Origin of the sequence: Paenibacillus taichungensis (assembly GCF_003287275.1) — a bacterium.
GTDB lineage: Bacteria > Bacillota > Bacilli > Paenibacillales > Paenibacillaceae > Paenibacillus > Paenibacillus taichungensis_A.
On sequence record NZ_QEVW01000019.1, the window covers coordinates 120,387 to 144,166 of the forward strand.

22 protein-coding genes are annotated in these 23,780 nt (G+C 46.8%); 17 read left to right on the forward strand and 5 right to left on the reverse strand.

All coding sequences use genetic code 11. From position 1 onward, the window contains the following. Nucleotides 1-53 precede the first annotated feature (53 nt). The 3 genes from DC345_RS25760 to DC345_RS32370 all read right to left on the reverse strand — a co-directional run bounded on the left by DC345_RS25760 (nucleotide 54) and on the right by DC345_RS32370 (nucleotide 2,260). Entirely contained in the window at nucleotides 54-1,043 is a 990-nt protein-coding gene (locus DC345_RS25760; protein WP_113055638.1) for a DUF4003 family protein, read from the reverse strand. A gap of 211 nt (nucleotides 1,044-1,254) precedes the next feature. Continuing rightward, a complete protein-coding gene (locus DC345_RS25765) occupies nucleotides 1,255-1,650 on the reverse strand; it encodes a hypothetical protein (RefSeq protein WP_072735676.1) in 396 nt (131 codons plus the stop codon). A 238-nt stretch (nucleotides 1,651-1,888) separates the two neighbouring features. Further along, nucleotides 1,889-2,260, reverse strand: coding sequence for a DUF6713 family protein (locus DC345_RS32370; protein ID WP_309304352.1), 372 nt, complete (start codon nucleotides 2,258-2,260; stop codon nucleotides 1,889-1,891). 200 nt (nucleotides 2,261-2,460) lie between these two features. On the opposite strand from DC345_RS32370, the gene DC345_RS32275 reads away from it, so the two are divergent. The 14 genes from DC345_RS32275 (at nucleotide 2,461) to DC345_RS25835 (ending at nucleotide 17,787) form a co-directional block, all read left to right on the forward strand. Further along, nucleotides 2,461-3,648, forward strand: coding sequence for a serine hydrolase domain-containing protein (locus DC345_RS32275; protein ID WP_258530807.1), 1,188 nt, complete (start codon nucleotides 2,461-2,463; stop codon nucleotides 3,646-3,648). Next, the gene (locus DC345_RS32280) at nucleotides 3,606-4,397 is read left to right on the forward strand and encodes a hypothetical protein (RefSeq protein WP_258530808.1); all 792 of its coding nucleotides are present in this window, start codon (nucleotides 3,606-3,608) and stop codon (nucleotides 4,395-4,397) included. The genes DC345_RS32275 and DC345_RS32280 overlap by 43 nt, the downstream gene beginning before the upstream one ends. A gap of 54 nt (nucleotides 4,398-4,451) precedes the next feature. Beyond that, entirely contained in the window at nucleotides 4,452-5,126 is a 675-nt protein-coding gene (locus tag DC345_RS25780) for a response regulator transcription factor (RefSeq protein WP_113055639.1), read from the forward strand. Next, nucleotides 5,123-6,475, forward strand: a complete 1,353-nt coding sequence (locus tag DC345_RS25785; RefSeq protein WP_113055640.1) for a sensor histidine kinase — start codon at nucleotides 5,123-5,125, stop codon at nucleotides 6,473-6,475. The genes DC345_RS25780 and DC345_RS25785 overlap by 4 nt, the downstream gene beginning before the upstream one ends. Before the next feature lie 173 nt (nucleotides 6,476-6,648). Continuing rightward, nucleotides 6,649-7,500, forward strand: a complete 852-nt coding sequence (locus tag DC345_RS25790) for a helix-turn-helix domain-containing protein (protein WP_113055641.1) — start codon at nucleotides 6,649-6,651, stop codon at nucleotides 7,498-7,500. A 173-nt stretch (nucleotides 7,501-7,673) separates the two neighbouring features. Then, a complete protein-coding gene (locus DC345_RS25795; RefSeq protein WP_113055642.1) occupies nucleotides 7,674-8,540 on the forward strand; it encodes a DUF6923 family protein in 867 nt (288 codons plus the stop codon). Between the two features lie 41 nt (nucleotides 8,541-8,581). Next, nucleotides 8,582-9,949: an ABC transporter substrate-binding protein gene (locus DC345_RS25800; RefSeq protein ID WP_181586735.1), complete on the forward strand. Its 1,368-nt coding sequence runs from the start codon at nucleotides 8,582-8,584 to the stop codon at nucleotides 9,947-9,949. Nucleotides 9,950-10,078: 129 nt separating this feature from the next. Then, a complete protein-coding gene (locus DC345_RS25805) occupies nucleotides 10,079-10,969 on the forward strand; it encodes a carbohydrate ABC transporter permease (RefSeq protein ID WP_113055643.1) in 891 nt (296 codons plus the stop codon). 22 nt (nucleotides 10,970-10,991) lie between these two features. Beyond that, nucleotides 10,992-11,900 carry a carbohydrate ABC transporter permease gene (locus tag DC345_RS25810; protein ID WP_113055644.1) on the forward strand — a complete coding sequence of 303 codons (909 nt, stop codon included), beginning with the start codon at nucleotides 10,992-10,994 and terminating at the stop codon, nucleotides 11,898-11,900. Nucleotides 11,901-11,914: 14 nt separating this feature from the next. Next, nucleotides 11,915-12,769 carry a metallophosphoesterase family protein gene (locus tag DC345_RS25815; protein ID WP_181586736.1) on the forward strand — a complete coding sequence of 285 codons (855 nt, stop codon included), beginning with the start codon at nucleotides 11,915-11,917 and terminating at the stop codon, nucleotides 12,767-12,769. After that, nucleotides 12,766-13,974, forward strand: a complete 1,209-nt coding sequence (locus DC345_RS25820) for a Gfo/Idh/MocA family oxidoreductase (protein WP_113055646.1) — start codon at nucleotides 12,766-12,768, stop codon at nucleotides 13,972-13,974. Before DC345_RS25815 ends, DC345_RS25820 begins: the two co-directional genes overlap by 4 nt. Before the next feature lie 23 nt (nucleotides 13,975-13,997). Further along, on the forward strand, nucleotides 13,998-14,492 hold the full coding sequence (locus tag DC345_RS25825) for a GNAT family N-acetyltransferase (protein WP_181586737.1): 495 nt from the start codon (nucleotides 13,998-14,000) through the stop codon (nucleotides 14,490-14,492). A gap of 228 nt (nucleotides 14,493-14,720) precedes the next feature. Further along, nucleotides 14,721-16,100: an amino acid permease gene (locus DC345_RS25830; RefSeq protein ID WP_113055648.1), complete on the forward strand. Its 1,380-nt coding sequence runs from the start codon at nucleotides 14,721-14,723 to the stop codon at nucleotides 16,098-16,100. A gap of 226 nt (nucleotides 16,101-16,326) precedes the next feature. Then, on the forward strand, nucleotides 16,327-17,787 hold the full coding sequence (locus tag DC345_RS25835) for an alpha/beta hydrolase family protein (RefSeq protein WP_113055649.1): 1,461 nt from the start codon (nucleotides 16,327-16,329) through the stop codon (nucleotides 17,785-17,787). 26 nt (nucleotides 17,788-17,813) lie between these two features. On the opposite strand, the gene DC345_RS25840 is transcribed toward DC345_RS25835, so the two are convergent. Next, entirely contained in the window at nucleotides 17,814-18,797 is a 984-nt protein-coding gene (locus tag DC345_RS25840) for a MerR family transcriptional regulator (protein ID WP_146752163.1), read from the reverse strand. A gap of 177 nt (nucleotides 18,798-18,974) precedes the next feature. Between DC345_RS25840 and DC345_RS25845 the strand changes: the two genes are divergently transcribed. Continuing rightward, nucleotides 18,975-19,877: an SDR family oxidoreductase gene (locus tag DC345_RS25845; RefSeq protein WP_113055651.1), complete on the forward strand. Its 903-nt coding sequence runs from the start codon at nucleotides 18,975-18,977 to the stop codon at nucleotides 19,875-19,877. Nucleotides 19,878-20,001: 124 nt separating this feature from the next. On the opposite strand, the gene DC345_RS25850 is transcribed toward DC345_RS25845, so the two are convergent. After that, nucleotides 20,002-22,521, reverse strand: a complete 2,520-nt coding sequence (locus DC345_RS25850) for a transglutaminase domain-containing protein (RefSeq protein WP_113055652.1) — start codon at nucleotides 22,519-22,521, stop codon at nucleotides 20,002-20,004. A gap of 318 nt (nucleotides 22,522-22,839) precedes the next feature. Here DC345_RS25850 and DC345_RS25855 point away from each other — a divergent pair, with 318 nt between their 5' ends. After that, a complete protein-coding gene (locus DC345_RS25855; protein ID WP_063567144.1) occupies nucleotides 22,840-23,259 on the forward strand; it encodes an ester cyclase in 420 nt (139 codons plus the stop codon). 69 nt (nucleotides 23,260-23,328) lie between these two features. Continuing rightward, nucleotides 23,329-23,769, forward strand: coding sequence for a hypothetical protein (locus DC345_RS25860; protein WP_113055653.1), 441 nt, complete (start codon nucleotides 23,329-23,331; stop codon nucleotides 23,767-23,769). Nucleotides 23,770-23,780 lie beyond the last annotated feature (11 nt).

Genomic DNA, 23,780 nt, shown 5'->3' on the forward strand with positions numbered 1-23,780 from the left:
GTTCCAGAAGGCCTCTTTTATTTTGTGAAATGCATTTCATGACCATTACTTACTTAGTTCGATGAAGTCGAAGCTACGACGGCAGCCGATGTTGCAGCAGCGGCCATGGCGGCCTGTTGGGCAATGATAATGTTGGTGATGCTAGTGGAGACTGTCGTGGTCAGGACGCCGTTTCGAAGATCCTCCACATACTGCACTGCCACCAGCGAGGACGAGAGCAGCAGCAATTCCTGTTTGTTGATGGACCAGGCACCAAAGCCCTTCTGTGTACGCAACCACTCATACGTTTCCTCAACTTGCTCTACCAGCGTATCTCTGTCAGCGGGCAGTAGGGAGAGGATACCCAGAGCCGGCAGGGTGTATATTTTGTCTAATCGTATTCCCCGGCGGCGGAATGTCTCATTTAATGCTATCACATGAGTGCTCGCCTCCGGATTATCATCGCCTAGGATCAGCACCTGTGTTAATGCCTGCACGCTATTGCCAGGCGAGAACTCAGGTTTTAATTCTGCATAGAGCTGCTCCATACGGGTCACACCAGATTCCACGTCGAGATCGGAAAGGGCCAGCATAGCTGCAAAAATATAGTCGTCCTGTCCGGTAAGAAAGCGGTGTTGGGCTTTCATGTGATCATAAAATGATTTGGCTCGTTCGACCTTATGCTCGAATTGCTCAGGCATCGCGTGAGCTGCAATCTGATAGGCGGCGATAACCAGAAAATCGGACGTACGAAATTTGATTTTTTTCATCAGATCATAGATAAGGAGGGTGTCTTCAAGTTTCTTTTCCTGATCTGTCGTAAGCGAGAGTAAGGTGGCGATGCTGATCGCCGAATTTCCCCTGAAGGCCGAGAAGAGATTGGTGTTTTGTTTAATCAATTCATGACTTTGGCGAATGGCCTCGCCATCGGCTTGTTTATTTTCTGCTGCATATAAAAGGGCTGCCAGACGGTGCATCATCACATTTTGCCACTTGAATGATTTTTTGATGATCTGAGTGTTGGAGACGAATAATTCGACTCGTGCAGCATGTTGCTCTTGCATAAGCAGACCTCCCGAATGATTGGATCTTTTCTCCAGTTTACTATAAATGAGGCCTTGCCGTTCACAGAAAAAAAGCACCCCATCAGAAGTTTATGGAATCCTTGGCAGGCTCCAATTTGTACTTCCAAGAGGTGCATTCTTGATTAAAACTGAAAGAGTTCATGTATTTGAATCTGTGTATAAGAATGGATACTATGTGGTTGTTGTATTGTTAATTAAAAGAAATCGTGTAGGATACGGAAGGATACAACGTTGTAGACGCTGGTACGCGTTCTACCACAGTGACCAGAGTGCCAGGATTGTAGTAGGCTGAACCTCCGGTGTAATTGTTGTTGTTTACGATGGCTGTCCCCAGGTCGATTGTCGTATTATTGTAGCTCCAGTAGTAGTGCAGTTGAAGTGCATTGGCTGCGGAAGCCGTAATTTTTACGCTTGTACCTGTGGTTTTGGCATTAGGGAGAATGTAGGCGTATCCTTGGCCAGCAGTGAGCGTATTGGAATAGCTACCTCCATAACTTACGATGGCGGGATTAGCTGAAGCGGTCAGACCGAACATAAGGGATATGCCCATAAAAAATACAAATAATGTGCTGCTTAGTTTTTTCATCGATACCTCATCCTTTCAAAATGAAATGTTTTAAAGTGTAACCTCACCAAAACGAAAACCTTTTCGAAAATGGATGGAGACATCCTCCTTTTTTCAGTTTATGTTAGCGTTAACATTCCTGACGGCTATAATATATACCAATAAAATACAGTTGTAAATAGCGGAAAAGAGTATACAAAAAAGGACCGCTTTAAGCGGTCATAGCGTTTCTTATTTCTCAGTGTACGATCTAATGAATTTACAATAATAACGCTAACAGATGGATGGCCCCAATAATCCCCATGGGGTAAATAAATGATCTGGAAAATGAATTCTTAAATTCATTACGAGGGTGCTTTTCGAAAAATAGGTGCAGTACCGCATGAATGATGAAAAATATATCGAGCACCCAGAACGTAACCGTTTGATATGAGCTGAAAAGCAGTGCGAGTATGACGGTGTAGAGTGGTAGGTGAACGAATGTGAAGCATTTATAGGCTTTTTCATCTTCCATATTTTTCAGCACGATAAACAATTTCCACTCAGATCGTCTAATGGCGTCCATTTCGTGCAGTAGAAATAAAGATAAATTAAACAAAAATAAGACTAGTAAAAAGTCAGGCATACCCATTCTCCCTCTCCTATTCAACCTCCCCCTATCTTACTAGTGTCAATTATTTTTGGCAAAATATGACTAAAAGGTTCACGCTCCGTTCATACGTTCTTGATATGCTCTCGAAAGAAAGCCGAGAAACAGTGGTTAAAACAAAATATACGGAGTGGTGGAGGTTTGTGATGTCATCGTCGATAAGGAAATTGGTTTGCAAAATGATGTTACTGGTATTTTTGGGGACTACGCTTGGGGCAACTTGGTTAGGGATTCAGGCTCCCGCATCAGCAGAGACTTACTCTTCCGGATTGAGTTCTGGTACACAAGAGAAGAGAAACGCGGTTAACCTGGATAACAAAGAACAGCTAGCAGCATTCATTGATGGGATTATGGATGTACAAATGGATTCTTTACAGATTCCAGGTGCAGTCATTTCAATTGTGAAGGATGGGAAGATTCTGCTCTCCAAAGGGTACGGACATTCGAACATCGAAGAAAATAAAACTGTTGATCCCGAAACCAGCCTGTTTCGGATTGCGTCGACCACAAAGCTGTTCACATGGACCGCAGTGATGCAGCTGGTAGAGGAAGGAAAGCTTGATCTGGACACTGACGTTAACACCTATCTGAAAACGGTGAAAATACCACCAACCTATGCGGAACCGATTACGTTGCGTCATCTCATGACCCATACGGCAGGCTTTGAGGAGGGCGGTGTTGGATATCAGATTACTACCGATCCAGAGAAGCTGCCCGTTTCCATTGCAGAAACAATGGCAAACCATATGCCAGCTAGGGTCATGCGGCCAGGCGAGATGCTGGCCTATTCCAACTATGGTGCCTCACTCGCAGGACTTATCGTCGAAGAAGTTAGTGGCATTGCTTATAATGACTATATACAGAAAAATATATTTGATCCGCTGAGCATGAAGTATGCTACGGTGGAGGAGCCTGTTTCGGCATCGTTGAAGCCCTATGCTGTACTTGGATATGCCCGAGCCAATGGCGAGTATATAACCAAGCGTCCTACGTTTGAAGGTGGCTTTCGACCAGCAGGATCAGGCAGTGTCTCGGCGAATGATATGGCTCATTTCATGATTGCCCATCTACAGGACGGGCGATATGAGGATAAGCAAATTCTCAAGCCGGAAACCGCCAAGCTCATGCATTCCCCGGCATTCCGGTTCGACAAACGTTTACCCGCCATGGACTTGGGCTTTTATGAGTTGAATATGAATGGCCTGCGTGTGATCTCCCATGCAGGTGCCGACGAGTTGTTTAATACAGCACTTTATCTTGTACCGGACCAACACGTCGGCATATTTGTTTCCTATAGTGGAGGGGACGGTGGAACGGCAGCAGAGGATTGGCGCAAGCCTTCTTTGATCGTTACTATCCTGCCCATATGACTAATCAGCCTGCTGCAACCTCTATTGAACTAGGGGAGCCTCTGGAGAAATATGCAGGTTCCTATCAATTTACACGTCGTAATCACACGAAGATCGATAAGTTTTTCAGTTTTCTGACTCAGATCAATATTAAGGTTTCGGATAATCGGTTGTCGATTGGAAGTGGTGCAGATCAGCAAGTATACACTCCGATTGGAGTGAATCTATTCCAGGAAGTCGGCGGGAAGCATCAGATGGGATTCCGTACGGATACAGAGGGCAAGGTCACGTATCTGTTTCTGGATATACTCAACCCCATGCCACTGGAGCCTACGCTGTTAATCAATCAATCGAAGTTTTGGCTTCCGCTGCTCGGTATCTCGGCCGTTCTGTTCATTACTGTACTACTGGGAGCTATTTATCGCAGACGCAAAATCAAAGCGATGCCAAGGGCGCAGAAATGGGCAGTCCTGCTGTTGGTAGTTACGTCCGTGTGGTCATTGGTGACCTTGGGAGCTACACTTCTGGTGGTGAACATGGATCTGATCGATCGACTCAGTCATATTTCACTATCTCTACGTCTTTATCTGTTCATGCCTCTGATTCTTGTGGGATGGAGTGTGGCCATCGTAACGATGAACGTTCTGGCATGGAAAAACAAATATTGGACGTTACCTAAGCGTGTGTATTATACGTTCGTAACTTTAGCAGCAGTAACCTTATGTTTATTTTTCTATCATTGGAATCTGTTGGGATGGCATTTTGGTTGAACCCTCCACCCAGGTGGAAGAGGATAAGAAATCTATTGGAGGCATGCATTTTATATGACCCAAATCCTTGTCGTGGACGACGATGTGCACATTCGTGAGCTGATTACTTTGTTTTTGCGGAATGAGGGATTTGAGATCGTGGTGGCTAAAGACGGTGCAGAAGCATTGGATATTGTTGAGAAATCGCAAATTGACCTGGTTATCCTCGATATTATGATGCCCAAATTGGATGGTTGGGAACTATGCCGGGAGATCCGGCGCATGGATCTGAATATGCCGCTCTTGATGGTTACGGTAAAAGGGGAATCGGCTCAGAAAGTGAAGGGATTCCAGCTTGGAACAGATGATTATTTGACAAAGCCCTTCGATCCGCTGGAGCTTGTGATGAGAGTGAAAGCATTGCTGAAACGGTATCTGATTGTCTCTTCCCAAACGATTCAATTGGGGGGCATTACACTGAATCGCCGCAGTTTTCAAGTGATTCGAGGAGAGCAGACGCTCAATCTGCCTTTAAAGGAGTTCGAGTTGCTGTTCATGCTGGCGAACCAGCCTGGGCAGATATTTACCCGGGAACAGTTAATTACGAAAATTTGGGGCAGCGACTATGAAGGGGATGACCGGACGGTTGACGTTCACATTAAGCGATTAAGGGGAAAATTCGCTGGCGATGCACATCACTTTCAGATTGAAACGGCCCGAAGTCTGGGTTACCGGTTAGTGATCACATGATCAAGACCTTATACGTTCGCATCATTCTCACATTTTTGGTTGTCATTATCTTCAGCTTGCTGTCGTCTTTCCTCGTAGGGCTCTTTCTGTTCAAAAAAGAAGTGAACCACCTCGGTCAGAATGACATGATTGCAACAGGTGAGGAAATGATACGTCTCTATGAACAAACACACCCGGAGAACCGGGATGCATTCATTAAAAGTATGGTGAAGATATCTACCTATCCCATTCATCTATATGACGTTTCCGGCAACGTAACATTTTATGATCTGGACAATACGGATACCGTTCAAATTGCGCCAGAGGTGGTTCAAATGGTATTGCAGGGCCAGGTCTATCGCTCGCCGGCTGAGGTGGATCAGACCTTTATCGGTCTTCCTTTCCCATTCCAAGGGGAGCCGCAAGCCGTGTTTATGCAATTTTCTCCGCAGAACGAAAATATCATTAATCGAATGGTCTTCCTGATATTATTACTCGCACTGTTTATTGGAAGCCTCTGTATTCTTATTGCTGCAAGGTACTTGGTGAAACCGATTCAGGTATTGACTCGTGCAACCAAGCGGCTGGCGAAGGGTGATTTTGAGGTGGAAATCCAAACGAAACGTGTGGATGAAATGGGAGCTTTGACGCACAGTTTTAATGAGATGGCGAGTGAGCTCAAACAGTTGGAACAGATGAGACAGGATTTTGTTTCCAATGTATCTCATGAGATTCAAACCCCGCTGACCTCTATTTCCGGTTTTGCCATGGCAATGAAAAATAACAGCCTGGTTGCCGAACCTGATCGTAACTATTACCTGGATATCATTATTACGGAGAGTGGACGGCTATCCAGACTTAGCGATAATCTGCTGGAGCTTGCATCTTTGGACTCCGATCATCATCCGTTCGAGGCGGCTACTTATAATCTTGATGAGCAAATTCGGCAAATTATCGTTACCTGCGAGCCGCAGTGGTCCACCAAAAATATTCAGGTTCATCTGGAGTTGGCCGATACGATTCAAGTTACAGCAGATCGGGATCAGCTCAATCAGGTCTGGATGAATCTGCTGGGGAATAGCATCAAGTTTACGCCAGCAGGTGGGCATATTTGTATACGAACGCACCAGGTAGAGAATGAAATTCTCATTACGATAACGGATACGGGTATTGGAATAGCGCAAGAGCAGCTGGAGTATGTGTTTGATCGGTTTTATAAAACAGACCTGTCGCGAAACCGCAGCATTAGCGGTAACGGTCTGGGCCTTGCGATCGTCAAGAAAATCGTGATGCTTCACCACGGAACCGTCGAAATGAGAAGCCGGGAAGGTGAGGGTACGACGGTGCTGGTTCATCTGCCTTTAGGATAATTGCATCAAAATCAAACACGCCACGGTTGGCGTGTTTTTTTATTTTCGCTGAATATTTAGATCAAACAACAAAGCAGTCAGCAGGCTCCACATTCGAAAAAGACAAACTCTTTACCCACAGTTTATACATCCCGCATAGTAGATTGCTAACGTGATGAAAAGGGGTGATAAGGATGAGAACAACCGAAAGAGCATATCCTGCTGACAACCAGCCTGTACTCACGAGCCATACCCTTGGATGGGACTATCTGCAGGTGTCCCGGTGGCCGAGTCCTCAGCATGCTGCCGGGGGGCTTACCGGAACGAAGCATCAGATTGCCATACATTGTTCGGCTTACTATGAGAACTATTACACCATTCATATCCTGCCTGCTGGAGAACCCGTTCTCTGTTCCTGGGGAAAGGCTTCCCTGTATTTCCTGCAGATCGAAATCCCGCCTTCCTATCTAGAGCACATCGCACGTGAATCGGGACTGCTGAAGGAAGGGTATATTCAGTTGGAACTCAAGTATTATGTCAAGGACCCCAAGCTGTTGCAATTAGGACTCTGGTTGCTCGAAGAGCTGCAGAATGGCGGCAGACAAGGAAAGATATATAGTGATTCACTCTCCAATATGCTCATCCTGCATCTCCTGAACCATTATTCTCAGGTATGCACGAACAGCACTCCCTCCAGAATGACGGCCAATCAGGAAATTTATCAGTCCATAGAATATATGAAAGAAAATTTGGAGGCGGAGCTCTCCATTCAGGAGCTGGCTGACAAGGCTGCCCTGAGTCTGTCCCATTATATTCGGCTGTTCAAACAGCAGACGGGGCATACACCACATCATTATCTGATTCGCCTGCGGATCGAACATTCCAAGCTGCTGATCAGCAAGGGAGAGTACGGGCTGAAGGAGATTGCCGACCGTGCCGGTTTCTCCGATCAGGGTCACTTCACAAGAATGTTCAAGCGGATCGCTGGAACGACGCCCAAACAGTATATGAACGAGGTTTCTTCGAACCGAATCATTCTAAAATGATTGTTTTGTTCAATAAAAACCGCATTTTGTCCAACAGACGTCCTTGGCCTGAAAGCTACAATTAGTTTAAGCCGATCGGGAAGTGAATCCCGCTGGCTAAAACGGGGGTCACTGCTTCCATAATGGACGAACCATTATTGGAGCAGACCTACAATTCAGGAGGCGTTAATATCATGAAACTGAGAAAAGTGTCAGGCTGGGTCTGTGCGGGAGTGTTAATTGCAGGTTCTCTTACATCAGGAACATGGGCGGTGCACGCATCGGCCGAAGCTGCGGAAAATGCGGTATATGCTGCACAGGCCGCCGAATCCTGGCATGAGGTGTCCAAGCAAACCTTTTGGCTGACGGATGCCTTTGAGCGCGGACAAGGCGTCACAACAGATGGAAACTCATGGATTTTTAATTCACAGCTTGGTTTATTAAAGACGGCACTGGACGGAAAAACGGTTCAGAAACGAAATGCGGTAGCAATCCCGGCTGAGATAGCAGTGCAGGGCGGTGACCACATTGGGGACATTTCCTATTACAACGGGTTGATTTATGCTCCTATTGAAGACAGTAAGAAATACGAACATCCCTACATCGCCGTCTATAATGCCTCCACACTTCAATATACTGGAACCTCCTATGCGCTTCCGTTGAACCTTCATCCCGGTGGTGTGCCTTGGGTAGCCGTGGATGCCGATCGCGGTCAGGTCTATACGGCCCAGTGGAACAATGCCCCTGTGTTGAATGTGTTTCGACTCAGTGACATGTCCCTCATCAAAACCGTACCGCTTAGTCAAACGATTGATCGCATTCAAGGCGCAGAGATGTATAATGGTGCGCTGTATGCCTCCTCCGACAATAACTCCAAGAAATCCGTCTACCGGATTGATCCAGATACCGGAGCTGTCACGCTGGCCTTTGACCGGAACCTCGGAAGCAGTAATGAAGCGCAAGGCATCACTGTTCTTCCAACAGCCGAAGGTGCTGTCCTGCATATCCTTGATGTAGACTCCAACCGTGTAAGCATGAATTTCAGACATTATGGATTTTAAACAGAGCTAACATGCTCTGCACATATGAGGGGAGAAAACAAATGCTGAAGCAGGGGAAAATGGCGCTAATTGCGCTGGGATTAACGTTAATGCTAGTCGGGTGCGGTCAGGGAGGGGGTAATGCAGCGGATACCAAGGTCGGCACGGCTACAACGGCTTCGACAGCTGATGCAAACGCGGCTTTGGATCAGACTCCCAAGGAGCCGATTGAAATTTCGTTCTATTACCCGGTTAATGTTGGCGGGCCACTTACAAAGGTTATTGACGGGATGAGCACATCTTTTATGGAAAAATTCCCGGATATTAAGGTTAAACCGGTCTATACCGGAAACTACGGAGATAATACGATCAAAATTCAGGCAGGTGTACAGGCCAAGCAGCCGCCGGATGTGGCTGTTATGATGTCGACTGAGCTGTACAGCATGATGGACACGGACGCGATTATTCCTCTGGATGATTTTATCGCCAAGGATGAGGACTATAACAAGAATGATTTCTATCCGGCCTTCGTGGAGGATACCCAAGCGGATGGACATACGTACAGTGTACCGTTCCAGCGAAGTACTATTATTCTGTATTACAACAAAGACATGTTCAAAGCTGCTGGTCTGGACCCGAACAAGCCACCGACAAACTGGGATGAGCTGGTGGAATATGCCGGGAAGCTGAATCGTGATGGACATACAGGGCTGGAGATTCCGGGGAATGACGATTCCTACTGGATGTTCCAGATGCTTGCCCGCCAAAATGCGAGCGATCCCAAGCAGAGCATTATGGGGGATGACGGCAGGAAAGCCAATTTCAATACGCCGGAGAACGTCGAAGCTCTGCAATTCTGGCTTGACTTGTCCCATAAGTACAAGGTAATGCCAAAAGGAGTTATAGATTGGGCTGCCACGCCAACCGATTTTATTGAAGGCAAAACGGCTATGATGATGCACACTAGTGGCAACTTGACGAACGTGAAAACCAACGCCAAATTCGACTTTGGTGTAGCCTTCGCACCAGCCAATAAGCAATACGGATCGCCTACGGGCGGGGGGAACCTGTACATTTTCAAAGATACCACACCAGAGAAACAGGCAGCAGCTTGGGAATTTGCCAAGTATATGTCTGCTCCGGAACAAGCTGCACTGTTCAGTTCTTCATCCGGTTATGTCGGGGTTCGCAAATCTGCCTACGATACGGAAGCCATGAAGGTGTACACAGATGGATTCCCGCAGGCACTCGTGGCCCGTGACCAGTTACAGTATGCGTTCCGGGAATTATCCACGCATAATCACGGCAAGGTGTCCTCCGCACTAACCAACCAGATTCAATCCGCGCTGGCTGGCAAAATCGATGCGGCTGGTGCATTGAAGGCCGCACAAGAAGAAGCGGATCGTGTGCTCGCTCCTTTTAACAAATAAAGCTGCTGAATTAGAACCTTCCTTAGTTATGATCCTGGCGGGAAGCCACTACAGTGCTTCCCGCCGATATTTCTTACCAAGGAGTTGCAGGGAAGTAAGGCTCAGATTGTACAAGGAGGAGAATCGGGCATGAATACCCGTTGGAACGAAAAGCTTAGGCGGAACGGGTTTGGGTGGGCACTTGTGTTACCATCCCTTCTGTTTCTTGGCATGTTCACCTATTATCCGATGCTAAAATCGGCATGGCTCAGTCTGTTTGAGCAGAATTTGGCCGTTCGCACGCCTGTATTTGTAGGAATGGACAACTATAAGGCATTGCTGCATGATCCTGTTTTTGTTGAAGTGTTCCGAAATAACATCTGGTTTGCGGTCGGTACGGTTCCCGTCTCGATGGCGCTGGCCTTTGTAATGGCGTTGTTTGCAGATAAAGCGATCCGGGGCAAAGGTCTGGTCCGTATTGCTTTTTTCTACCCGAATATGATTCCAATGATCGCCGCTGCGAGCATTTGGCTGTTTCTTTATATGCCTCAGTTTGGTTTGTTTGCCCGGTTTGCTTCCTGGTTCACAGGAAGCGAGGTTAATCTGCTTGGCAATCCGGATACGGTGCTTGGCTCGCTGATTGTGATGACTGTCTGGAAGGAGGCCGGATATTTCATGATCTTTTATCTGGCTGGCCTGCAGCAGATTCCGAAAGATCTTTACGAGTCGGCTTCGGTAGACGGGATCGGCGTGTTGACGCAGCAGCTGCGGATCACCATTCCATTGACGATGCCCACAACGCTGTTTGTCACCGTCGTCGCGATTACGAATGCCTTCAAATGGGTGGATCATCTGTGGATGATGACCAAGGGAGGGCCTGATCATGCCAGCAGCTTGCTTCTATATTATATCTATGAGACGACTTTCAGTTTCAATGACCAGGGGATGGCGGCAGCTATGACCGTGGTGATGATTGTTCTGCTTCTTGTCATATCCTGCTTCCAATTTGCGGGATGGGAACGCAAAATTCATTATCAGTAGAAGGTGGAAGGGGATAGGAATCATGAAAAATGCTGCCGAGCTGTCCTTGTCCGCTAAATTGCGGCCTGAAAAGGCCAAGCAGTCGCTGAATCGGAAGTTTAGATTCGCAAGGCGCCGTCGGATAGCCGGACAAGCGTTGTGGCATGCAATTATGCTGTTGTTTGCTGCGGCTTGGCTGATTCCGCTAATGTGGATGCTGCGCAATGCCTTTCTACCAAAGGATGCGTCCATTGGCGCAGGTTGGTCCTGGGATTTTACGCTGGATAATTTCAGTCGGGTTTGGCAAGGGGCACCGTTCGGACAATACATGTGGAATACGCTACTGGTAACCTCAGGAATATTTGCAGTTCAGATTGTTACATTAACCCTGGCAGCATATGCGTTTGCCCGTGTTTCTTTTGTTGGGCGGAATATTGTATTTATGCTCTTTCTCGTCCAGATTATGGTCCCATCGGATGTACTCATCTTCTCTAACTACCAAATCATTAACGAGTTGGGACTGCTGGATACAAAGATCGGTATTATGCTGCCTTATTTCGCTTCTGCGTTTGGAGTGTTCCTCTTAAGGCAGGCCTTTAAGCAGCTTCCGTACGAACTGGATGAGGCTGCGCGTGTAGAGGGCTGCTCTTCACTAGGCATTCTGCTGCGTATTTATATGCCGCTGTCGAGGCCCGTCTATCTTTCGTTTGCGATTGTTTCCATCAGCTTTCACTGGAACGACTTTCTTTGGCCGCTTATTGTGACGAATTCCCCGGAAAATCGTCTGCTGACTGTAGGTCTGGCGATGTTTGCCAAATCAACCGAAGCAGGTGCGCAGTGGACGGATGTCAGCGCAGCAACCCTGATTGTAACTGCCCCGATGCTGATTGGCTTTCTGTTGTTCCAGCGACAGTTTATCAGCAGCTTTATGCATTCGGGCATCAAAGGATAAGGGAGATGATGATAATGAGACTGATGGTAATGGGCGATTTGCACTATTCTAGCGAGCTGATAGAGGCGGATGATCAGATGATTGAGGCCAGGGAGGATTTCTATACCGATTATCTGTCGGAGTTTTTGGCATTCTCCGCTGACTATCACCTGTCTATTGGTGATCTGACACATGCCGGCGAACTCTCGGAGTTCGATTTTATTATGAGCAAGGTTAAAAGTGAGCTACTGCAAGGTGAATTTCTATATGCACTGGGCAATCATGATACGCATACCTGTTCCAAGGCCGATCTACAGGCAAGGACGGGACAGTATCGCTATCTGGCCATTGAAGAAGAGGAGGCAGTGCTGCTGGTACTGGACACTGCACGTGAGGATCCCGACCATTGGGGCGGCATGATCGATGAAGAACAACTGAACTGGCTGCGCGAACAAATGAACAGGTACGGACATAAGCCGCTGCTCGTGTTCGCCCATCATCCGGTATACGCTACAACGGCCAGATCCACGGAGCCGATGATGTCTATTGATGCTGCACTCGATATCTGGTCAATACTGAATGAACATCAAGGACCGGGCATTTTCTTTAACGGACATAACCACGTTCAGTCTGTCTTTCAACGTGATCATTGGCATTTCGTACAATTGGCAGCCGTACCGGATATCCCTGCGGTTCTGCTCGTGAACCTTCAGGAGCAGCAGTTGAGCATCAATACTATTTTGCTGAAGGGGACACCGTATCAGGAGCTGGCGAACATTTTTGTCAAAGGCATGTATGATTATGAACCCCATCCTGATGCCAAAGGCGACGGTCATTCCGCAGAACTGCTAGTATCACTATCCTTTCAGAAGAAAGGGATGACGCCATGACCCGCAGGAGGGTAAGGCTGGCTATAGTTGGAGGCAACCGGGGGGCAAGCTTTTTGAATGCCTTGCATTCTCTTGCTGACCGAATTGATCTTACGGCTACTTGTGATTTGAATGAACTGGTCCTGGAGCAGTGGAAAGGGATTTTTCCGGGCATCAGAACGTATAGCGACTATTCGGAAATGCTGCAGGACGCTTCCATTGATGCAATCTTTGTAATTAGCCCCATGCATATGCATGCTCGACATTCCATTGATGCACTGAACGCAGGCAAGCATGTGTTAAGTGAGGTGATTGCAGTGCAGTCACTTGAGGAGGCTTGGGAATTGGTCGAGACAGTGGAGCGCACAGGTTTGAAATATATGATGTCCGAAAATTATTGCTTCTCCAGGTCCAATCTTATGGTTAATTATATGGCGCAGCAAGGTTTATTCGGGGAGATTACCCATGTAGAGGGTGGTTATATTCATGATTTACGTCATCTAATTCATCATCCGGACGGCTCGCTTACATGGCGAGGACAACTCCACCACAATTATAACGGGGTCAATTATCCGACGCATTCGATTGGGCCTGCCGCGCAGTGGATCGGGCTGAATAAACCGGGAGGAGATCGGCTTAAAAGCATCTCGACGCAAGTCTCCAAACCGAGGGCTTTGCAGAATTATTTCAGCGAGCAGTTTGGCAAGGACCATCCTGCTGCCCGTGAAGGCTACTGGAGTCAAGGGGATTCAGCCGTCGCCGCGCTGGTGACCGAGAATGGCGTTCTGATTACGCTGCGTATCGACTGGGTCTCCGTCCGTCCACATAATAAAACTCATTATATGCTTCAGGGAACCAAGGGAGCGTACTTGTCCGCGCGTCATCCCTATGAGGAAGATCTCGTATGGCTGCAGAACCGATCTCCGGTAAACGGAGAGGATGGCTCAGAAGTATGGGAGAACATGTCCTGTTATCAGCCTGAATATGATCATCCCAAATGGAAGCAGTGGGGCCACTTAGCGGCGGGCACGAAGCATGGCGGGGGTGATTTTCTGGTGCTGGAAGAATTCATCTCGGCGATTCAGGAAAAAAGAAGCCCGCTGGTTGATGTGTATGATGCCGTGACCTGGAGCGCGGTCTTTTTCCTCTCCATGCAATCCGTGAAGCAGGGCGGGAACACGGTGTCCTTTCCGGACTTTAGAGTAAAGGCAGGCTATACAGGATGAGGAATGAACGTTCCAAGTTGGTCATGAAAAAGGATACTTTGGCAGATCTGCCGCAGCTGAACATACCGGAAGGCTACAGCTTAAGATCGTTTCAATCCGGTGATGTAACGGAGTGGGAGCATGTGATCCGAATTTCTTTTGCCAGGGAGATTGCCTTCGGTGACAAGATCGGATTTCAGCCTCCGTTTTTGCCGGAGAAGATTCTGTTTCTCTGTTATCAGGGACTTGCTGTTGCCACTGCTGTAGCATGGGAGAAAGAGGACAGGGATATCGATTGTGGATATCTGCATATGGTGGGCGCTCTGCCGGGGCACTCCGGGAAAGGGTTGGGGTATACCATTGCCCTGGCGGCCTTGCATCGAATGAGAGATGAGGGGAAGCAAGCGGCCCTGCTTGAGACGGATGACTTCAGGCTTCCTGCAATTGCAATCTATCTCCGATTGGGATTTATTCCTTTATTCATGGAGGATGGGCACAGCGGCCGCTGGGAAAAGGTATTTAACGAACTGATGAGTTAACTTGGCTTCGTTCAAGCCTTATGCGGCTAAACCGTTCACCGTAGGTATATCCGCCAGTGCTTTGCTGCTGGTGGATTTTTTGTATTGAATCTGCTTCCTTACATTCCTTGTTGTATTTCTGCGGCACATCTCGTACAATTTGGTGAAGTAATTCTGCATTGCGTTAATGTGAAAATAATAAGTTAATCTGACAACAAGAAGCTGCACACAAGAAAAGGGGAGAATCGTTTGGAATCCAAGCAACTATCTAGAGGGCTAAAGCCCCGCCACGTAGAGCTGATTGCACTCGGAGGTACGATCGGGGTCGGATTGTTCATGGGATCGGCAAGTACGATCAAATGGGCAGGTCCTTCGGTACTGCTGGCCTATTTGCTGGCCGGGATCATTATCTTTTTTGTCATGCGTATTATGGGGGAAATGCTGATTCAGGAGCCTGTCACCGGTTCATTTGCCACATTTGCTCACAAGTATATCAGTCCGCTGGCCGGGTTCCTGACTGCCTGGAGTTATTGGTTCCTCTGGGTAACGGTTGGTATGGCTGAAGTCACCGCGATTGGGATTTATGTAGGCTACTGGTTCCCGGATATACCACAATGGCTGCCTGCCTTGGCTGGCGTGCTCATTATTGCAGCAGCGAATCTGGCAGCGGTAAAGTACTATGGAGAATTCGAATTCTGGTTTGCGCTGATCAAGGTGACGGCGATTATCTTCATGATCGTGATCGGAACCGGACTCATCTTCTTCGGCTGGGGGAACGGAGGACAGCCCATTGGGCTATCAAATCTGGTGAGCCATGGCGGATTTTTCCCAGGAGGGATCAAAGGTTTCCTATTTGCCCTGTGTATCGTAACGGCTGCTTACCAGGGCGTTGAAATGGTAGGTATTACGGCAGGTGAAGCGGAAAATCCGAAGATCACGCTGCGTAAAGCGATCAAAAATATCGTGTGGCGTATTCTCATTTTTTACGTTGGGGCCATCTTTGTCATCGTGACATTGTACCCTTGGAATGAAGTTGGAGAGACGGGAAGTCCGTTTGTACTGACATTTGCCAAAGTCGGGATTGTCGCTGCTGCGGGAATTATTAACTTTGTCGTGCTTACCGCTGCGATGTCGGGATGTAACAGTGGGATCTATAGTGCAGGACGTATGCTTTACACACTTGCGGAGAATGGACAGGCACCGGCCTTTTTCAAAAAGCTGTCCAAAGGCGGGGTTCCCCGCAACAGTATTATCATCACGATTTCCTTGCTGCTGGTGGGTGTGGTACTCAACTATCTGATGCCGGACTCCAAACTTTTCCTGTACATCTATAGCGCAAGTGTTCTTCCGGGGATGGTTCCGTGGTTCGCGTTGGCCTTCAGCCAGTTCCGATTCAGAAAGCGTTGGGGCAATGAGATGGGAGACCACAATTTTAAATCCAAATGGTTCCCCATCAGCAACTATATCATCATCGTATATCTGACGCTTGTCATTATTGGTATGGCATTTAACCCGGATACCCGGTTACCCCTGATTGTCGGGGCTACATTTATGGCGATCGTTGTGAGCGGATATTTCGTATTTGGCATAGGAAAAAGACAGCGGGTAGATGAAGGCAAAGATCACTAACCTCTTATTATAGAATCATTGATGTTAATATCGTAATATCATACGTGCATTCCTTGAATACATGGGAGAACCTTCGGGAGATCCAGTGTCATGCAGGGAGTGCATTTTTTTGTTTTCAAAATTTACTCTTGAATCTCCTGTAACTGGAGGTTTTATGATTGGAAATAGAAGAGCTGCTGCACGATATATTTTAGTTCAATTGTGGCAGAGAAGGGGGCAAGGAATAATGAGAACTCTAGAATGGATTTATCTTATTTTCAATGTAGTGATGCTGGTGTGGTTGATTGGGGGCTGGAACAAACCTCGGAAAATGGTGTGGGGAGGATGGGTCATATCGGTTATATTATTGCTGGTGCATGGGGTGAGTGAGGGATTTCGTTGGCCCATGATTCCGGTGTATCTTCTCACACTGGTTCCACTGTTTGTGTTAATCGCTAAGAGGTCAAAATCAGCTGGCGTGCGGAAATTCGGACGTGTTCGAATCATTGGAACATCGCTATTGGTATTGGTATACGCTGCCGTGACGATGGGGCTACCACTTCTGTTTCCGGTATTTTCATTTGATAAACCAACAGGACCTTACGGAATCGGTACGCTATCCTACGATTGGACGGATGAGAGCCGGGAGGAATTGCTGACGAGTACAGCCGGAGACAAACGGGAACTGATGGTGCAGATCTGGTATCCAACGGATAAAGACACCAAGGGAACAACGGCTCCTTACGTCAATGATCCGAAAGTGTATGCAACAGCCTTTAATGATGTGCTGAAGCTGCCAAAGCTTCTATTTTCAAGCCTGAGTCAAGTCAAAACCCATGCCATTCAGGAGGCATCATTGTCTAATGCGGAAGCCAAGTATCCGGTTATTCTTTTCTCACATGGCCTGCATGGTTATGAAAATCAAAATACGTTCCAGGTGGAGCAACTGGTGAGCCAAGGTTATATTGTTGTGGGTATTAATCATACGTACAGTAGTCTGGTCTCTGTGTTCCCGAATGGGCGAGTGGCACAATTTGAATCGGAGAGCAAGGAAGGCTTCGATCAACTGCAATTCAGTTATATGGACAAGCTCAACGAGACATGGGTGAAGGATGCGCAATTTGTGCTGGATCAAGTGGAGAATTTGGCTGCCAATGATTCAAACGGACGTTTTAACGGATATATGGATCTGGACAACATCGGCATGTTTGGACATTCATTTGGCGGGGCAACAACCGTACAGATGCTGATGGATGATCCTCGTGTCAAAGCAGGTATGAACATGGATGGCGTTTTGTTTGGGGAGAAGCGCATTCCTGCTGAAGGAGTGGGCAAACCGTTTCTCATGATGAGCGCGGACACAACCGTTGCAGGTACAAGTGTCATGAGTGACCACGAGATTGAAGCAATGGGCACGACTCGTCCGGAAGCCGAGAAATACTACGAAGAAGTGTATGCACGTTATGAACCGGTGACCGCGGGAGGGAACTACTGGATGGAGCTGAGTAATACCAAACATCTGAGTTTCTCGGATCTCTATCTGATATCTCCGATTCTTGAATGGTCACAGGGGGTAGATGCAAAGGGAGCTCACCAAATCGTAAATGACACAACAATCGACTTCTTTAATCACTATCTGAAAGGGCAACCGCTCCAGTTGGACAGTGAAGTGGGAGAACACGCATCCTATTCATTGAAAAAAGGGTGAATGTAACAATGGAAGAGGACTGAAATTCAGTCTTCTTCCATTTGTTTTAATCGCAGTCGCATGCCTTCCTGCAACAGATTAATGCCGTCTACGATCTGGCTCCATTCAGGATTCACGATCTTGCAGAGCTTGTTAAAACGAAGGATGCGCTCAGTTACGGAGTTGAGCATATATCGAGCCTGTTTGCGAAAAAATACTTCCGGATCTCCAGCATGTTCATTACTGGCGTACATCATCACAAAATCCCACACCATGCTCTGCACTGCGGGGCTATCTAACGGCCAACATTGGTCCAGAGCTTCGGTGGCACGAATGCGGAGGGTTTCCATTTTTTTTACCCAGGCTTCTGCTTCAAGCTGTGGATGATTCGCCATGGTGAAGAAGGGAAGTTCGAGACGGGCCAGATCGGCGATGTAGGCCGGATCGTTGATGATTTCCTGAATTTCTTTCCATGCCAGTGTTTGTTGGGCTGACAGCTTTGTATCTTTCATCATGTATTTGTCGAAAAAATGCAGAAACGAAACTCTCCATTCGTGCGGGATTCCGTCCAGCAGGTGAGATTCTTCCATTTTGGCGGAAACGAATTTTTTCCTTTTTTGAGCATTGACGGTCAGCGAATCCACCAGGCTTGAGACATAGGTAAGGGACTGTCCGGAATGGAGTGTATCTTCCGCTTCCCGTTGTCTGGCTTGTTGCAGAATGGAGAGCATGGAATTCATTGTCCCAATCTGAGTTTCCAGGGCTTCAATCTGTAGATCCAGCGCCTGTGACACGCCAAGTTCACCGGACATCAGCTTGCGAATATCCGATATGCCAAAATTCAAATAGCGAAGCGTTGTGATGAGTTCCAGCCGCCAAACGTCTTGCGGTGTATAAAGACGGTGACCACCTTCCGTATGAAAAGAGGGCCGGAGCAACTCGATTTCATCGTAATAACGAATCGTTTTGACGGTCGAGCCGATCATTTTGGCAGCTTCACCGATCGAATATGTATCTCTGCTTGGGTTCAATAAAATCACCTCAGGATCTATTATACAACCTCCTGTTACTGGAGATTCTAAGTCGGAAGGTTGCCATGGAAATATTCAGAGCCAGTTTAAATTTTACCCATCTCGGTTACAAAGGAAAGAGTGCAACGTTTATGAAAACAACTTCCAAAATAAAATAAATCCGAGGAGGAATTGTACATGGCTAATCAAGACCAGCACACCATGCAAGATCCGACGACACAATATCCGAAGGCGACATCAGATTGGAAGCAGCAGCAGGAGGAGCCGGGGCTTCAGCGTGAAATGACTCCTGTACCTGATACAGGTGAAAAAAGCTATAAAGGCAGCGGACGTCTGACCGGACGTAAAGCTGTTGTAACCGGAGCCGACAGCGGTATTGGTCGGGCGGCAGCTATCGCTTTTGCCCGTGAAGGCGCGGATGTCGTCCTGGCTTATCTTCCTGAGGAAGAAGCCGATGCGAAGGAAGTGGTCAAGCTGATTGAAGAAGCTGGCCGCAAGGCTGTTGCGATTCCAGGTGACCTCAAGGATGAGAAATACTGCGAAGAACTCATTGAATCTGCTGTGAAAGAGCTCGGCGGGATCGATATTCTCGCCAACGTAGCAGGTAAACAGCAGTTTGTTGAGCAGATCGCCGATCTGACTACAGAACAATTTGATGCAACATTCAAAACCAATGTCTATTCAATGTTCTGGCTCTGTAAAGCAGCTGTGAAACACATGAAACCAGGCAGCTCCATCATTAACACGTCTTCTATTCAGGCATATAAGCCGTCTCCAATCCTGCTGGATTATGCGACAACAAAGGCTGCAATCAACACCTTCAGCAAAGCACTGGCGCAGCAAGTCGGCAGCAAAGGTATCCGTGTGAACGTTGTCGCACCAGGCCCAGTATGGACACCGCTTCAGGTCGTTGGTGGACAGCCCGTAGAGAAGCTTGCTGATTTTGGATCGAATACTCCGCTTGGCCGTGCAGGACAGCCTGCTGAAATGGCGCCGGCGTTTGTGTTCCTGGCGAGCCAGGAATCGAGCTATGTGAGCGGTGAGACACTGAACGCCAATGGCGGTACAGTTAGTCCGTAATTTTGGATATAAAAAGCCTACAAATTATAGGTCAGTGATCATAGGCAAGTAAAGCAAAGAACTCCAATCCCGATAAAGGTGAATGGAGTTCTTTGTTGTTATGGACTTTTTCCTGATTATTGCATTACTTCTGATCCGGGTTAGGCTCCAAAATGGCGTAGCTGCCGAGCGTGGCCAATTGAGCTGTATTCAGCAGGGCTTCATCTACCGCAGCGAGGGCTTCGCCTGCAGCTGTCATCAGCTCATCAGAGTCCACAGGTGAGGCAAAACGGAGAATTACCCGATTTTCTCCATTTTTCAGTTCACTCTCAGCCTTCGTTTTGTATTCACTAATCGAAGCGACTTCGAGATCATTCTGTACATAATAATCGTTCGCATCACTTTCGCCATTAAACAGGGCGAGTTCGGCATCAAGCCAGTAATCCTTATCGGCTATCGTTTTCTGACTTTCAGCCGTCTCATCATTTGCATTGTACAGGAAGTAAGGAATACCGGAATTGGTCAGATTGTTGGTAGCATCTACATGGAACCATTCATTTCCGATTTTGACCTTATTCCACGCATGAGGAACACCGCTAGATGCTCCCGTTACGACGATGCTTTCCAGTCCAGACAGATCGGAGAGCAGTTTGTAGACGGAAGCATAGCTGGCACATACGCCAACGCCTTTGACAAGGATACCGTAAGTGGTAAACGAATCGTTGAACTGTGCATCGACATTTTTAAAATTGTTCTGTTCTGCATTTTCCAATGCTGCATCATCATACTTCGCGTTATCGTTCAGATAATCGTAGATGGCTTTCCGTTTCTCATCATCCTTCATGCCATCCTTGATGATGGAAGCAACAACTTCGTTTGCTTTGGCAATAATCTCGCTCTGCTTCTTCTGGATGACATCTGCCGACTCATTGTAATGGATCGAAAGGGTAAGTGTACCGTAATTGTATTCAAAACCTTCCACACCAAGAATCAATGGATTCTGGTACATTACTTTCAGGACAACATCCGAGAGCGTTGTGAAATTTTGGGCCTCTGGAAAAGCTTTTAATGAGATCTTGTCTTGGGCAGCAACCATGTTTTTAGCCAAAACTTCTTCCAATGCAGAATCTGCATTGATCATTGCATCGCCTGTAGCCGGCTCAGGAACCGTTTCCTGATTACCTTGTTCTACATTCTGCTGGGTATTGGATTTCTGCTCATCTACCAGATTGTCCTCTTCAATTTCGGAAGCTGGATCCGGAGATTCACTCGTAATTTCATCAGAAGCTTTATCGGGAGTTTCATCGCCAATCTCGGTGGATGCAGAATCAGTATCGGCTTCTGACGTCCCAGTATCGGTTGTGGACTCTGTAGATGGAGCTTCTTCAACCGTCGGTCCTGTTTCTGTTTCCGTTGCAGTCTCCGATGCAGGAGAATCATGATTGTTGATAATGGTTGGCACATCAGGTGCAGGGACATATGGTGTGTTATTTTTCGGTTCTACCAGTCCGTTACTGGAATCAGCCACGGTTTGCTGGGCAAGTCTATTCAGGTCATCTTGGGTCACATTCTCCACTCGTACGTAACTTTTCAGAGCTGTTCCTTTAACGTGAAAAGGAATATTCGTTTCATTAAACTCTGAAATCTCTACACCAGCGGTGTCATAGACAATCGTCTCACGGGCTAAGGAACCATCATTGTACTCAACTGTCGTTTTTTGGGGGAGTACATCTATATTCTTTAATTTCTCCCTATACAATTGTTCTTTCAAAGCTGTTGGTAACTGGGAAGCAAGCGGAGCTGTAGGGACACCTCTGCTAAAATTGGATTCTTTTCCTCCACCTAGTGCAGTGACGTAATACTCTCCTCGTATACCATGGTTCTGATGAGTAGTTATCAGTTCATTATAAGTGCCGAGCCCGCCTTTTCCGTCTCTCAAAAAATCATTGAAAGACGTCTCTGTCGTTACCGCAAGATCTAAAGGCAGACTATTATTAAAAGCATCCTCTGCACCGGTCACAGGCTTGTTTGTATCAAAGTAAGTTAGGTCAGAACGCTCATAAATTTTATATTCGGTTGCACCTTCAACCTTGTCCCAGACCAACTTTAACCGTCTGTCTTTATCAATCTCGTATCTTAGGTTGGGCACAGGTAACTCCGATTTCACTGTAAACGGAATAATGATGGGTTGATTGAGCAGTGTTAGCTTCTCCGCATCCGGATCATAGTTCAGACGAATGTAATAGATAGGGGCACCGCCCCAAGAACTTTGATGTGTGTTATTTAATGAATCGGAGCTTAGTACACCCGATCCAAGAGGCTCGATAGAAACATTGTTGTCATTGATTTCTGGTATGGCGTAAACTTTGCTGGATTCAAGGGCCTTGATATCGGTATGTACACTAATAATGTCACTAGCTGACAGGCTATTTTTACGTAAATCTGCTTTAAACCTAAACGTGAATTCCTCATCCTGAGCTACGTTATACATCGGCATAATCGCTTTAATCGATTCGGATCCGTACTTCTGCTTCAAACTTAATACGCTAGAACCTTCTACTATTTCTGTGGGGTTATTCTCGGACGGGCTGCTCTCCTTGTCATTGCTCTGACATCCAGCCAGTAACAGGGTAAGCATAAACATAATCAAAAATAAACGTTTCATGGTACACCGCTTTCTCGTTTTTCTCAGTTGTTGCAAAGTCTAATTTCTAAAAAAATTAAAACACCGAAGATTATCATTTCTGGTTAAAACCCATTTACGAACCTCTTATCAGCAAAACCTCCTATTAATTTCCTAATGTCTTTTGCTAGTCTATGGTCATATAGACTTATTGTCAAGATATGTAATGGTATATTATGACTATATACAATAGAGCAAGAATCCAGTAAAAGAGCTAGTTAAATTGATCTTTGCGAGAGAGTGAGAATTGTCGAGACTTCTGGTACAATGCATGATAAAACGAAAAATGGAGTGGATCGGATGACGCCAGAACAGATTGTCAGAACTTTTTTTGAAGAAGTGCGCTCGGGTCGCAATCTTGATTATGCCAATACACTGATGGCCGAGCAGGTACTGGCTCACCAGGTGATCTCGGAAGAGGAAGTGACGGTCACAAGAACGCCTTCCGTCTATGCGGATCATGTGAGGGAAATGATTGAGGCGTACGGAGATTTTTCGCTGCAGATTCAGGAGTTGCTTGCACAGGGAGATAAAGTATATGTACGCTGGAGACAAGTGGGTACTCATGTAGGAGAAGTGGATGGATATGCGCCGACCAACCTGCCCGTGATTGAAATGGCGAGTGCGGTATATCGAGTGGAGAATGAGAGAATTGCAGAGTACTGGATTCAGATCGACAGGCTGGGAATCGAAAAACAATTGGAGCGCAATCAGAGCTGAGAACCAGCTTTATCACAGAAGAGATTTCTCAAATTATATAATACAGATATAACAGGTGGAGGTGACATTATGAAACACATTACAAAAATAGCACTGGCTGTCCTAGCCGCCACCGCTATCATTACTACAGTAATAACAACTGCTTCAATGAATAATAAATCCGTTGTCGCTACTTCTACCACATCCACATTATCAGTAATTAATAATGAGGATTTTGCAGGTACTGCGACTACGAAACAGTTTAATATCCCGGAAGGATTTGAATATGTGAAAGTGAACTTTAAAAATACCGGTTCGAAAGCGTTCACGTTTACGATTAACCAAGAATCTACTGCTGGAACCGCAAAAATGTCTTATACTGTCCCAGCAGATGGTATAGAGCATACTTATTGGAATGACCAGGCTTGGTCAACGGGTTTGTTTTATGTGAGCATGTCTTCTGCGCAAGGGATGTCCGGCAAATTGAGTGTGTTGCTGGGTACTGACCCCAATAAACTGAAAAGCTTGTAAAAGCCATCGAC

Coding starts and splice junctions, on each gene's coding strand:
- DC345_RS25855 (WP_063567144.1), top strand. CDS start 22,840: ATGACGCCAGAACAGATTGTCAGAACTTTTTTTGAAGAAGTGCGCTCG.
- DC345_RS25860 (WP_113055653.1), top strand. CDS start 23,329: ATGAAACACATTACAAAAATAGCACTGGCTGTCCTAGCCGCCACCGCT.
- DC345_RS32370 (WP_309304352.1), bottom strand. CDS start 2,260: ATGGGTATGCCTGACTTTTTACTAGTCTTATTTTTGTTTAATTTATCT.
- DC345_RS25815 (WP_181586736.1), top strand. CDS start 11,915: ATGAGACTGATGGTAATGGGCGATTTGCACTATTCTAGCGAGCTGATA.
- DC345_RS25820 (WP_113055646.1), top strand. CDS start 12,766: ATGACCCGCAGGAGGGTAAGGCTGGCTATAGTTGGAGGCAACCGGGGG.
- DC345_RS25845 (WP_113055651.1), top strand. CDS start 18,975: ATGGCTAATCAAGACCAGCACACCATGCAAGATCCGACGACACAATAT.
- DC345_RS25835 (WP_113055649.1), top strand. CDS start 16,327: ATGAGAACTCTAGAATGGATTTATCTTATTTTCAATGTAGTGATGCTG.
- DC345_RS25765 (WP_072735676.1), bottom strand. CDS start 1,650: ATGAAAAAACTAAGCAGCACATTATTTGTATTTTTTATGGGCATATCC.
- DC345_RS25780 (WP_113055639.1), top strand. CDS start 4,452: ATGACCCAAATCCTTGTCGTGGACGACGATGTGCACATTCGTGAGCTG.
- DC345_RS25850 (WP_113055652.1), bottom strand. CDS start 22,521: ATGAAACGTTTATTTTTGATTATGTTTATGCTTACCCTGTTACTGGCT.
- DC345_RS32275 (WP_258530807.1), top strand. CDS start 2,461: ATGTTACTGGTATTTTTGGGGACTACGCTTGGGGCAACTTGGTTAGGG.
- DC345_RS25800 (WP_181586735.1), top strand. CDS start 8,582: ATGCTGAAGCAGGGGAAAATGGCGCTAATTGCGCTGGGATTAACGTTA.
- DC345_RS25810 (WP_113055644.1), top strand. CDS start 10,992: ATGAAAAATGCTGCCGAGCTGTCCTTGTCCGCTAAATTGCGGCCTGAA.
- DC345_RS25760 (WP_113055638.1), bottom strand. CDS start 1,043: ATGCAAGAGCAACATGCTGCACGAGTCGAATTATTCGTCTCCAACACT.
- DC345_RS25805 (WP_113055643.1), top strand. CDS start 10,079: ATGAATACCCGTTGGAACGAAAAGCTTAGGCGGAACGGGTTTGGGTGG.
- DC345_RS25785 (WP_113055640.1), top strand. CDS start 5,123: ATGATCAAGACCTTATACGTTCGCATCATTCTCACATTTTTGGTTGTC.
- DC345_RS25790 (WP_113055641.1), top strand. CDS start 6,649: ATGAGAACAACCGAAAGAGCATATCCTGCTGACAACCAGCCTGTACTC.
- DC345_RS25825 (WP_181586737.1), top strand. CDS start 13,998: ATGAAAAAGGATACTTTGGCAGATCTGCCGCAGCTGAACATACCGGAA.
- DC345_RS25795 (WP_113055642.1), top strand. CDS start 7,674: ATGAAACTGAGAAAAGTGTCAGGCTGGGTCTGTGCGGGAGTGTTAATT.